Origin of the sequence: Chitinophaga sp. CCNWYY40 (assembly GCF_037483205.1) — a bacterium.
Taxonomy (GTDB): domain Bacteria; phylum Bacteroidota; class Bacteroidia; order Chitinophagales; family Chitinophagaceae; genus Chitinophaga; species Chitinophaga ginsengisegetis.
Map to the genome: position 1 here is coordinate 671,078 of NZ_JBBHLF010000004.1, position 12,809 is coordinate 683,886.

A 12,809-nucleotide genomic window follows, 5' to 3' on the forward strand; every position below is an offset into this window, starting at 1 on the left:
CTTTACAGGAGCTTGTTTTGCTGGATCTTCGGACGATTTAAGACGATTGTCTCCATTCCTTCCGGCAGCGCTTCCCTAAAAAGCTGATTTCCCATAGCTGATTACATACAGCTTTTTCTTACCTTTGCACATGCAAATTTTAGACGGTAAACTCGTTTCTGAGGCTATAAAGGCCCAATTAGCCGCACAGGTGGCTGAATTGAAGGCAGCTGGGAAAAAGGTCCCTCACCTGGCAGCCATATTGGTAGGTAATAATCCGGCAAGTGAAACCTACGTAGCATCCAAAGTAAAATCATGTGCAGAATGCGGTTACAATTCCACCCTCCTGCGTTTTGATGCGCAGATCTCTGAAAAGCATCTGCTGGACCAGATCATTCTGCTGAATGAAAATCCGGATGTGGATGGTATCCTTGTACAATTACCTTTACCAAAACATATCAATGAAGAGCTGGTGATCAACACCATTGATCCGAGCAAAGATGTGGATGGTTTCCATCCCATGAACGTAGGTAAAATGGTAAGTGGTTTACCTGCTTTTATTCCTGCTACTCCCTATGGTATTATGCTGATGCTGGAGCATTACAACATTCCGACCAAAGGAAAACACGCAGTAGTAATAGGTCGCAGCCATATTGTAGGCACGCCTATGAGCATTTTGCTGAGCCGCAATACCAATCCAGGTAACTGTACCGTTACCCTTACCCATTCCCAGACGCATAACCTGGCTGAAATTTGCCGTCAGGCAGATATCATCATTGCCGCTATCGGCAGACCGGATTTTGTAACAGCGGATATGGTGAAAGAAGGCGCTGTAATTGTGGATGTAGGTATTAACCGTGTGGAAGATGCCACCAGGAAAAGCGGGTTCCGCCTGAAAGGTGACGTGAAGTTTGACGAAGTAGCGCCTAAATGCAGCTACATCAGCCCGGTACCGGGTGGCGTAGGTCCGATGACGATTGCCGCTTTGCTCAAAAACACCTATCACGCCACTATTGGCTTGAAAGGAAGTATGAATTAATCTGCGGAGAGTCAGGGATTCGAACCCGTGAGGTTTGAAAATAGAATTAAATATAGCCGGAACTAAAAAAACCGGACCTTTGTGAAGTAAGTCATGTCTGTAACAACAATAAATATTAGTACCGATACCCTCCCGCTGATGGAGCGCTTTTACACGATCCAGGGTGAAGGCTACCATCAGGGACGGGCTGCCTATTTCATCAGACTGGGTGGTTGTGATGTGGGTTGTGTGTGGTGTGATGTAAAAGACAGCTGGGATGCAGATAAGCATCCGCAGGTAGCCGTGTCCGATATTGTAACCGAAGCAGCGGCCTATCCCGGCCGTATTGCAGTGGTTACCGGTGGTGAGCCATTGCTTCATAACCTCGATGCACTTACCCGTTCCCTGCACAAACAGGGTTTTCACACGCATATTGAAACCTCCGGTTCTTCACCGCTCAGTGGCAAATGGGACTGGATTACTTTATCGCCCAAAAAGTTCAAGGCGCCCCTGCCGGAAATCTGCAAGGCCGCGCATGAACTGAAAGTAGTGATCTTTAATAAAACGGATTTTGCCTGGGCAGAAAAATATGCTGCCTTAGCCGGTAAGCATTGTAAGCTGTACCTGCAGCCCGAATGGGAACGCAGCGCAGAAATGACGCCGCTGATAACAGAGTATATCAAGGATCATCCGGAATGGACCATGTCATTGCAGATCCATAAGTATATTAATGTTCCATAGATAATTTGATTTCTGTGGATCTTTAAAAAGTTTTTGGGAGATAACGGTGAATAGATTCACTTTTATCTCCCATTATATTTTTAACACTTTATCGCTGTACTATTCTCATAGTATTTTCGTTAATTACATTGCGAATACATACTATGAAAAAGACCTCCCTGTTAATACTGAGTTGCCTGCTGGGCTTCGGGCTGCTGTTGCAGGCCCAGACAGTTACCTATGAAAACGCCCCTAAAAAAGCCAAAGCCAGTTTTGACCGCGCCATTGATGCCGTAAGAACTTACCAGACAAAAGCTGCTATCGGATTTCTGCAGGATGCCATTAAAACGGCGCCCGGATTTACTGATGCATACGGACAAATGGGCTTGTGTTATGTGGAGCTGAAAGATTATGCAGCGGCCACCTCCGCGTTTGAGAAGCTAAAACAACTGGATAGCAGCGGGCTGCGGCCGGTAATGGTGCCTTACTCAAAAGCGATGGCAGGCACAGGGAATTTCGTAGGTGCGTTACAGTTAATCAATCAATACATTGCGTCCATCAAATCGAAAAGTGCAAATGCAGAGAAGCTGAAAGTTAATTATGAATTTGCCGTAAACAACAACCGGCAAGCCGTGCCATTCCACCCGGAAAACCTGGGTGATCCGGTAAACAGTAAAGATCCGGAATACTTCCCCTCATTAACTATTGACAGTAAAACATTGATCTTCACCAGGCGCGTAAATGGCCGCAATGAAGATTTTTATATTACGTACCGGGACAACAACATCTGGTCAGCGGCACAAAACATGGGTGAACCCGTAAACTCCTCTTTCAATGAAGGCGCACAAAACATTTCACAAGATGGTACCATGCTGGTATTCACAGGCTGCGAATTTCCGGAAGGCAAAGGCAGCTGCGATCTCTACTACTCGGAAAAAACCGCTTCGGGCTGGACCGCACCAAAGAATATGGGATCGCCCATTAATACACGCGACTGGGAGTCACAACCCTGCCTCAGCGCCGACAAACAAACGCTTTATTTTGCACGTGAAACACCAGATCATGGTGCAGATATATTTATAACCAGCCGGCAACCCAACGGACAATGGAGCGTACCCGAAAGAATGGGGCCCAATATCAATACCAACGGCAGGGAAACCACACCCTTCATACACGCAGATGGACAAACGCTGTACTTTGCTTCCGACGGGCATCCGGGATATGGCGGCCTCGACATCTTTTATTCACGGCGGCAACCCGACGGCAGCTGGGGACCAGCCACCAACCTCGGTTACCCGATCAATACCATTGATGAAGACGCCTCGCTGGTAGTAGAAGCAAATGGTAAAACTGCCTACTTCGCCTCCGACCGGTCTGATACCCGCGGCACCCTCGATATTTATCGCTTTGAACTTTACCCGGAAGCACGCCCCCTGCAAACACTGTACGTAAAAGGCTATGTGTATGATACCCTCACGCACCAACGCTTAACCGCCAGCATAGATATCATTGACCTCCAGGGCGGATATAATATCGCTACCGTTAAAACCAATGAAACCGGCGATTACCTCGCGCCACTACCGGTGGGAAAGGATTATGCCATGCACGTAAACAGGAAAGGATATCTCTTTTACTCAGATAATTTTTCGCTGAAAGAACACAACCCCGGTATCCCTTACGAAAAAAATATTCCGTTGCAGCCACTGGCTGCCAATGCCAGCATCGTATTGCATAACATCTTCTTCGACAGCAAACAGTATAACCTGAAACCTGAATCGGTAACGGAACTCAACAAACTGGTGAACCTGCTAAAGGATAACCCTACCGTAAAAATTGAGATCGCCGGGTATACTGATAATGTAGGTACCGACAAAGACAATCAACTGCTTTCGCAGAGCCGCGCCAAAGCGGTGGTAAGCTACCTCACAGAAAAAGGTATCCCGCTGGATCGCCTTACAGCAAAGGGTTATGGAGAGAATGACCCGGTAGCCACCAACGATACAGAAGAAGGAAGAGCCGCCAACAGGCGGACGGTGTTCCGGATTATCAGCCTGTAAGCGTAGGTTGTCTTTTTCAGGATTAAACTGATTAGACTGATTACCTTGATTTTACTTTTTGGATTTTATAAATGATTATAACTGATTAGGGGAGATATAAGCGAATACCCGCTTATATCTCCCCTAATCAGTTATAATCAAAAGTGATCAAATCCCTAAATCAGTCTAATCAGTTTAATCCTGAAAAAGACAACCTACGCGCTGATCCCCCTGCATATTAGTAGTTCCGCAACCTGCTTTGCAGAATAGAATCTTTTTGCTGCGTGGTTAATTTATACTGGAAGTTGTATAACGCTCCTTCCCAGTCGCCATACATCGGATTGGGCAATACAATATACCGGCTGCCGAAGTTGGGGGTTGCCTGTAACACTGCTGTATTTCTTTCTTCAAAAGGTTTTTTGTCGAACGTAGCGGAGAAGTCGCCGAGGTTATCTCCAAACAGCATTACAATTTCATACTGCTGCAATACCTGTTGCCGGCGGGGTTCTTTGCCGGAGGTGGTGGTTTTCAGCAGCAGGTGCTGATCATCAGCATCGGGGAACTGGTAGCGCTGCAGGTTTTGTAAAGTAACGGCTCTTTCGCTTTCGGCCCTGTTGGTGATATAAAATACTTTTACGCCTTTGGAAGCTGCATACTTAAAAAAGGAAGGTGCGCCGGGAACCGTGTCTGCGGCGACTTTGGCGGTCCATTCCATCCAGCTTTTATCATCGTAGGTTTTACCTGCTAATGCCTGGTGTACAGAGTAGGGGCTGTTATCCAGCACGGTTTCGTCGATGTCTGTAACTACTGCCAGTGGTTTGCTGCCTTTGGCGGCGAGGTATTGATCGAGGCGGAGCGCAGCCAGTTGGTATGCCTGCAGGCACAATGCCTTGTATTCGCCGGACTGTTGCTGCCATAGTGCGGCCCATGCCGGTCCACCGGGAATCAGTTGCGATCCGGTGTTCTTTTCTGCTACGGGCCGGGTAGTTTTACAGGCAAACAATCCTGCTACCATTACGCCTGTCAGTATCCATTTCATCTTCATAAAAATATCCGTTGGTAGCTGCAAAAATAATTCATGCTGTGCAGAAAAAGTGCCGCGGGAAAATTGTAAATTATGCGGAAATATTGTTTGTTATGCCCCAGGAACTCATGTATCAACTGGCATTAACCCGTATTCCCCTGATCGGCGATGTAACTGTAAAAAAACTGCTGGAGCATTTCGGCAGTGCCGGTAATATTTTCAACGCGCGGAAACAGGAGCTGGAAAGAATTGAAACGGTAGGCGCCATCAGGGCCGCCGCTATCCGTAATTTCCGTGATTTTGCGGAGATAGAAAATGAAATCAGTTTTATGGAGAAGTACAGGATACAGCCATTATTTTGTACAGACCCGGCGTATCCGCAGCGATTGCTTCATTGCTACGACAATCCGGCGATGTTGTATTACAAAGGCAACGCTTCACTGAATGCCATGCGGATGATCAATATTGTGGGCACGCGGCATCCTTCCGCCTACGGAAAGAGTGTTTGCGAAACCTTGGTTAAAGGACTCTCTGAGGCGGGGATTACCATTGTGAGTGGTTTGGCCTATGGTATTGACATCATTGCCCATAAAACGGCCTTAAAAGCCCAAATACCTACTATCGGGGTGCTGGCACACGGGCTGGACCGGATCTATCCGCCGGCACATAAACAGGTGGCGGTGCAAATGCTGGAGCAGGGCGGGTTGCTCACCGACTTCCCGAGCCAAACCACGCCCGACCGGCAAAACTTTCCCAAGCGGAACCGGATTGTGGCCGGGATCTGCGACGCCACTATAGTGATAGAAAGCGGGATGCGCGGTGGATCGCTGATTACAGCGGATCTGGCCAATGGCTACAACCGCGATGTGTTTTGTATTCCCGGCAGGCTTCATGATCCCCAGTCTGCCGGCTGCAACTACCTGATCAAACAAAACAAAGCCGCCCTGCTCACAGGCCCCGAAGATGTGCTGGCGCTCATGGGCTGGCAGGAGAAAACCGCTGCCGGCAAGGCTCCGGTGGTACAGCCCGGGTTATTTCCGGAGCTAAGCGAGGACGAACAGCTGATTATGTCGCTTTTCCGGGAAAAATCGCAGCGGCACCTCGAAGAATTGTACCTGCAAACCCGTTTATCCGGGAGCCAGGTAGCCACCGCCGTGTTCAACCTGGAAATGCAAAGTGTGCTCAGAAGCTTACCCGGACAGCTTTACGAGCTGGTTTGTTAATGATTTATTAACAACCGGGCGGGCCCGGTGGAGAGTGATTATTTTATTTATTGGGTAATTAGGTGTACATTTGCGTGCAATTATTTTTTAACTGATTAATAGTTGCATCATGCCTGCGGGAAAATCTAAACCCAAATTTGTAGCTGACGGACTTACATTCGATGATGTGCTCCTGGTACCGGCCTACTCTGAAGTTCTGCCTAAAGAAGTAAATCTCTCTACGCAATTAACAAAAAACATACGTCTGAATATACCAATGGTATCTGCAGCGATGGATACTGTTACAGAAGCAACGCTGGCGATTGCGCTCGCGAGGGAAGGCGGAATAGGTATTCTCCACAAGAACATGAGCATCGAACGGCAAGCCGAAATGGTAAGACGTGTAAAGCGCAGCGAAAGCGGAATGATCATTGATCCCGTTACGCTGAAGGTGGATGCTACCATCGGAGAAGCGCTGCGACTGATGAAAGAAAACGGTATCGGCGGTATTCCCATCATTGATGACCACAACAAACTAGTAGGCATCCTGACAAACAGGGACTTACGGTTTGAGAAAAATAAAAAACGCCTTGTAAAAGAAGTAATGACCAGCGAAAACCTGATCACTGCTCCGGAAGGCACTGACCTGAAAAAGGCAGAAAAAATTCTCCAGCAATATAAAATCGAAAAATTACCGGTTGTTAACAAGCAGGGCAAACTGGCAGGATTGATCACTTACCGTGACATCCTTCAGCTGACCAGCTACCCCAATGCAGTAAAAGACGAATTTGGCCGTTTACTGGTAGGTGCAGCATTAGGTATTACTGCCGATTTGCTGGAACGCGCACAGGCTTTGATCAATGTAGGTGTGGATGTGGTTTGCCTGGATAGCTCCCACGGTCATTCCATCGCCGTATTGAACAACCTGAAGAAATTAAAGAAAACATTCCCTAAACTGCAGGTGATTGCAGGTAACGTAGCCACCGCAGAAGGCGCACTGGCACTGGCACAGGCAGGAGCCGATGCAGTAAAAGTAGGTGTAGGACCTGGTTCTATCTGTACTACCCGTATCGTTACAGGAGCAGGTTTCCCACAACTTTCCGCTGTAATGGAAGCTGCTGATGCATTGAAGAAACTGGGTATCCCGGTAATTGCAGATGGTGGTATCCGTTATACCGGCGACATGGTGAAAGCTCTTGCCGCAGGCGCTTCTACCATCATGGCAGGATCTATTTTTGCAGGAGTGGAAGAAAGCCCCGGGGAAACAATCATCTACGAAGGACGTAAATTCAAATCTTACCGTGGTATGGGTTCTATCGAAGCCATGCAGGAAGGTAGTAAAGACCGTTACTTCCAGGATGAAGATGATATCAAGAAACTGGTACCGGAAGGTATCGTAGGCCGTGTTCCATACAAAGGCATGTTGTCTGAAATAGTACAGCAATTTGTAGGTGGTTTACGGGCTGGTATGGGTCTTACCGGTTCCAAAGACATCAAAGCTTTACAGGGAGCGCAGTTTGTAAAAATTACGGCTGCTACCGTAAAGGAAAACCACCCGCATGATGTGGTGATCACAAAGGAAGCACCTAACTACAGCAGATAAGCAACACTTTAAATACAAACGCCTGGTATGAAAGTACCGGGCGTTTTTGTTTTCAGTAATTCCGCGCTTATCTTCGTCGTAATTCGTAATTCATAATCCGCAATGCTTAAATGAAGAAGCCTTACCTGTTGCTGAGTATATTGAGTGGTTTGATTTGCTGGCTTGCCTGGCCTACCCTGCCACTTACCCCGCTTATTTTCATCGCCTTTACGCCCTTATTGTATATCAGCGATAAGGTGCAGCACCGCTGGAAATATTTTGGTCTTCTTTTCCTGGCTTTCCTCGTTTGGAACGTAGCATCCACCTGGTGGGTGGGTAATACCACCCTTCCGCTGAGCGGTGTTTTCGCCAATTGCTTCAACGCCCTGCTGATGAGTATTCCCTGGCTGGGTTTCAAAAATACGAAGCGGAAATTGCCGGAGTCAGTGTCTTATTTTGCCTTGATCGTATATTGGTTAACGTTTGAATACATTCATCAGACCTGGGAATTCAGCTGGCCGTGGCTGGTGCTTGGCCATGCCTTTGCGCTGCGGCCGGGATGGATCCAGTGGTATGAATATACCGGTACCAGCGGAGGTACTTTCTGGGTATTGTTAGCCAACGTTGTTATTTACAATGTATGGAAACGGGCCCGTCTATACGATTTTACCTGGAAACAGATCCTGTTGGGAGAAAGCTGGAAGCCCCTGCTGGTGATTGGGTTACCGCTGATTATTTCTGCCTTTATATCTGCACCGGCAGATAACCCTGCCCGGAAAACAGAGATCGTGATTGTGCAGCCGAATATAGATCCCTATGATGAAAAGTTCAGCGCCGGATCGGCGATGGAGCAGCTTGGTAAATTTTTACATCTCACTGAAGAAAAAGCGGATAGCAATACCCGTTATATTATATGGCCGGAAACGGCATTGTTCCCACAGGGAGCATGGGAACATGAGCTGAACTATCAGCCGGAAATTATCGCTGTCCGTGAAATGCTGCGTAAATATCCGAAGGCAAAGCTCATCAGCGGTGCAGCCACCATGAAACGCTACACTACTACCGATGAAATACCCAATACCGCCCGGACCATGAATGACGGCACCCGTTGGGATGCCTACAATAGCGCCATACAGGTAGATACATCCCGCAATATCCAGGTGTATCATAAATATGAGCTGGTGCCCGGCGCCGAACTGGTGCCCTATGTAGGTTATTTATCGTTTATGCAGAGCGTTGCGCTGGATTTTGGCGGTATCTCAGGCAGCTATGGCAGGATGCCGGGTGTGGAAATGTTCACCAATCCCCAGGACAGCATCAACGTATTTCCTGTAATCTGTTATGAATCCGTGTTTAGCAATTACATGGCCACCCATATTAAACCCGGTGCTAATTTATTAGTCATTATAACCAACGACGGATGGTGGGGAAACACCGAAGGACACCGGCAGCATTTACAATATGCCCGGATCCGCGCCATTGAAACCCGGCGCTGGATAGCCCGGTGTGCCAATACCGGTATATCGGCCGTGATAGACCCGTCGGGGAACGTGCATCAGCCGCAGCCCTATTGGAAAGAAGCTGTTTTTAAAGCAACTGTAACACCGGAGGCAGGTATTACGTTCTATGTAAAAAATGGTGACCTGGTTTCCAAAGCAGCACTAATATTTTGTATCTTGTTAGTGGTACATGCTTTTATTTCACGATTTATTCCCGGCTTAAGACATGCGGAAATCAATCAATAACGGAAACATCACCTGGCTTGACGAAGGCAAAGGTGCAACGATAGTGCTTATACACGGTTTTTCAGAAAATGCCACGCTTTGGGACAACCAAACAACGCGACTAAAAGAGCATTACCGGATTATTATCCCTGATTTACCCGGAACCGCATTATCGCCGCTTACTACTCCACTTACCATTGAATCTATGGCGGAGTACGTATATGCCATCCTGTTAGCAGAAAACATCAGTGAAGCAGTTATTATCGGTCACTCTATGGGTGGCTACATTGCACTGGCGCTGGCGGAAAAGTATCCGGCGCTGTTGAAAGGACTCGGCCTCTTTCATTCTACCGCGAAAGCAGACAGTGAAGAGAAAAAAGAAGGAAGACGCAAATCCATCCGGATGATGGAACAATATGGAGCAGAAACATTTCTACGGCAAACATTGCCGAATATGTTTAGTCCTGCTACCAAAAGTAAACACAACGAATTAATAGACGCCTATGTAAAACTGGGCATGGAATGCCAGCTTCCCGCCCTGGTAGCGTATTACGAAGCAATGGCAGTGAGGCCGGACCGGACAGGAGTATTGAAAACCCTCCGTGCGCCGGTGTTATTTATGATCGGGAAAGATGATAATGCAGTGCCGCTGGATAACGTGCTATCTCAGATAACTTTACCCCCGATCAGCAGTATACATATTTTTGAAAACGTGGGCCACATGGGCATGTGGGAAATAGCGGAAGAGAGCAATGTGATATTGGAACAGTTTATAGCATTTTGTCAACTATAATCTAAAAAACACCTGTTGTGAAAAAACTTCTTGTCATCCTGCTATGCATGGTGTGCGCCCTGGTGGCGCAGGCCAGTCATATCATAGGCGGACAGGTATATTATAAGTATCTCGGGCAGAGTGGGAATAACCTTCAATATTCCATCACACTGAAATTATACCGCATTTGCGGCGACGGGGAACGGATTGCCAAAATGCCCACCGCTGTTATACTTTCTTCTTTTGACAGGAGCACTTACCGGCAGATAGCCCAATACCAGATCACACGTACCAACTTTGAAGTAAAAAATCTTGCGAAGATAGATCCCTGTATCGTTAACCCACCGGTGATCTGTTACCAGATAGGAACTTATACCACTACTATTACCATTCCGGTGAATGCCGCCGGTTATACCATTGCTTTCCAGAGCTGCTGCCGTGATCCGTACATGGAAAATATAGTGGCAGAACCTATTCCAGGCGGCCGTCCCGGCGACCTCGGTACCGGCGCTACTTACTACGCCGATATTCCCGGCAGCAACTCCGGCGCTACCAATAATTCAAGTCCCGTTTTTAATAAAGAAGAAGCCACCCTCGTTTGTGCAGACAAGAAATTCACCTACGATTTTTCTGCTACAGACCCGGATGCAGATTCTCTCAGCTATGAGTTCTGCGACGCTTATAAAGGCGGCAAAACCAGTGAAGGAGATATTCCGCCTGCGGCGGACGCACCGCCGTACAGCTTCGCCAGCTATGTGTCGCCATTCAGTGGCAGCAGTCCGCTGGGATCTACCGTTACCATAGATCCGCATACCGGTATCATTTCCGGTGTGGCGCCGGCAGCAGGTAAGTATGTGGTAACAGTGTGTGTAAATGAATTCCGCAGAGGACAAAAGATCGGAACGTTGCGGAAAGACTTTCACATCAACATCACCTCCTGCGTGAAACAGGCCACCGCCGCCATGCCCGAAAAATATGCAGACTGCAGCAGCTTAACCATCACCTTCACCAATAACAGCACGCTCGGAAAGCCTTATCACTGGGACTTTGGAGACGGCACCACATTGGATACCAATACCGCCAATCCTATTCAGCATACCTATGCACAACAAGGTACCTATACCGTAAAACTTTATGTAGATAAAGCGAGCAATTGCGGCGACAGCGCCATTGCTATCGTATATGCGTACCCGGTATTCAAGCCGGCATTCACTACCGCAGGCGCCTGTGTGAATAAAGAAACAAAATTCAATTCTGCTTCCACCCAGTCTGACGCCGGCGGCATCGTGTATTATAAATGGGATTTTGGCAACGGTGATACTTCCAATCTGGCGAACCCGCTTTATACCTATACTACACCCGGCACTTATAATGTAAAGCTGTATGCCCGCAATGTAAAAGGATGTGAGCAAGCCGTTACACAGCCACTGGTGATTTATGATAAGCCGCCATTCACTGCTACCAACGATACACTACTTTGCGCGAAAGATAGTTTGCAGATGCGCGCAGGCAGCACACTTCCCGGTTCTTATTCCTGGACGCCGGATAATTATTTTATCCTGAATCCCAATACGCCCAATGCCATTGTATTTCCGCCGAAGTCGTCTGTTTACAAGGTAACGTTTACGGATACACAGGGTTGTACCAATTTTAAAGATGTAAAGGTAGATGTGAGAGATACCATCCGGGTGAAAACGATTTCCGACAGCACCGTGTGTACCAATGATGAGGTTCATTTACCATCGGTTACAGATGGAACGTATACCTACCGCTGGACGGACCTGGACCGCAACCAGGTAGTATCATTACTGGCGGATGCGTATGTAACACCCACTCCTCCCAAACAAAGTTATGAGATCCAGGTAGCGCTGGGCAAATGTCGTTCAGCCGATACCGTTACACTCAAAGTGGTGGATCCACCGAGGGCTACTGCTGCTCCTGATACCACTGTTTGCTTTGGTATTCCGCTTACGCTGCGCGCTACAGGAGGCGCTTACTACAAGTGGGCGCCGGCTTATTATGTGGATAAATCCACATCAGCAGTTACACTGGCCCATCCTCCGGACACTACCCTGTTTACAGTAACGGTAACGGATACACTGGGATGTCCTAAACCGGTTACTGCCACCGCGTTAGTAAAAGTGGTGCCTAAGGTAAATGCCTTTGCCGGCAACGATACCATTATTATGCTGAACACGCCATTCCAGCTGAATGCTACCGGGGGCGTACGATATACCTGGACTCCGCCGGATGGATTAAACAGCCGCAATATTTATAACCCGGTAACTACATATAACCGTGATATCACATATACCGTTACCGCCTATACGCAGGAAGGTTGTTCCGGTACCGACAATATTTTTGTACGCTTTATCAAAGGACCGGATATTTATATACCTAACGCATTCTCACCCAACGGGGATGGTTTAAATGATGTATTCCGTCCGTTGCCGGTGGGTATTGTGCAGATGGAATTCTTCCGGGTGTTTGATCGCTGGGGTAAGCTAATGTTCTCCAGTACGGCGTATCTCAAGGGATGGGATGGAACTGTTAACGGCAGTATTGCTGCAGTAGGTACCTATGTTTGGGTAGTTCAGGGAAAAGATATTAACAATAATACAGTTCAACGTAAGGGGACCGTCACACTTGTAAGATAAAGTTGGCCGGATTGAACCGTATATGCTCTTTTTTTGTTAAATTCAGGGAGCAGTATCCCCCATCATGAAGAGAGCAGTTTTACTGATATTGAGCT

9 protein-coding genes are annotated in these 12,809 nt (G+C 47.6%); 8 read left to right on the forward strand and 1 reads right to left on the reverse strand.

Annotated elements, in window-relative coordinates; all coding sequences use genetic code 11:
* The first annotated feature begins 130 nt into the window (after positions 1-130).
* The 3 genes from folD (at position 131) to V7S65_RS17455 (ending at position 3,774) form a co-directional block, all read left to right on the forward strand.
* Positions 131-1,018, forward strand: coding sequence for a bifunctional methylenetetrahydrofolate dehydrogenase/methenyltetrahydrofolate cyclohydrolase FolD (folD, locus tag V7S65_RS17445; RefSeq protein ID WP_079469351.1), 888 nt, complete (start codon positions 131-133; stop codon positions 1,016-1,018).
* 93 nt (positions 1,019-1,111) lie between these two features.
* On the forward strand, positions 1,112-1,738 hold the full coding sequence (locus V7S65_RS17450) for a 7-carboxy-7-deazaguanine synthase QueE (protein ID WP_079469352.1): 627 nt from the start codon (positions 1,112-1,114) through the stop codon (positions 1,736-1,738).
* 143 nt (positions 1,739-1,881) lie between these two features.
* Complete coding sequence (locus V7S65_RS17455) at positions 1,882-3,774, forward strand: OmpA family protein (protein WP_336387420.1); 1,893 nt, start codon at positions 1,882-1,884, stop codon at positions 3,772-3,774.
* Positions 3,775-3,991: 217 nt separating this feature from the next.
* On the opposite strand, the gene V7S65_RS17460 is transcribed toward V7S65_RS17455, so the two are convergent.
* Positions 3,992-4,792 (reverse strand): 5'-nucleotidase, lipoprotein e(P4) family, encoded by an 801-nt coding sequence (locus tag V7S65_RS17460; protein ID WP_227024400.1) that lies wholly within the window; start codon positions 4,790-4,792, stop codon positions 3,992-3,994.
* Positions 4,793-4,890: 98 nt separating this feature from the next.
* Here V7S65_RS17460 and dprA point away from each other — a divergent pair, with 98 nt between their 5' ends.
* The 5 genes from dprA (at position 4,891) to V7S65_RS17485 (ending at position 12,714) form a co-directional block, all read left to right on the forward strand.
* Positions 4,891-6,000, forward strand: coding sequence for a DNA-processing protein DprA (gene dprA / locus V7S65_RS17465; RefSeq protein WP_336387421.1), 1,110 nt, complete (start codon positions 4,891-4,893; stop codon positions 5,998-6,000).
* A gap of 109 nt (positions 6,001-6,109) precedes the next feature.
* Complete coding sequence (guaB, locus tag V7S65_RS17470) at positions 6,110-7,582, forward strand: IMP dehydrogenase (protein ID WP_079469355.1); 1,473 nt, start codon at positions 6,110-6,112, stop codon at positions 7,580-7,582.
* 110 nt (positions 7,583-7,692) lie between these two features.
* Positions 7,693-9,306, forward strand: a complete 1,614-nt coding sequence (lnt, locus tag V7S65_RS17475) for an apolipoprotein N-acyltransferase (protein ID WP_079469356.1) — start codon at positions 7,693-7,695, stop codon at positions 9,304-9,306.
* A complete protein-coding gene (locus tag V7S65_RS17480; protein WP_336387422.1) occupies positions 9,287-10,078 on the forward strand; it encodes an alpha/beta fold hydrolase in 792 nt (263 codons plus the stop codon). The genes lnt and V7S65_RS17480 overlap by 20 nt, the downstream gene beginning before the upstream one ends.
* Before the next feature lie 17 nt (positions 10,079-10,095).
* Positions 10,096-12,714 (forward strand): PKD domain-containing protein, encoded by a 2,619-nt coding sequence (locus tag V7S65_RS17485; RefSeq protein ID WP_336387423.1) that lies wholly within the window; start codon positions 10,096-10,098, stop codon positions 12,712-12,714.
* Positions 12,715-12,809 lie beyond the last annotated feature (95 nt).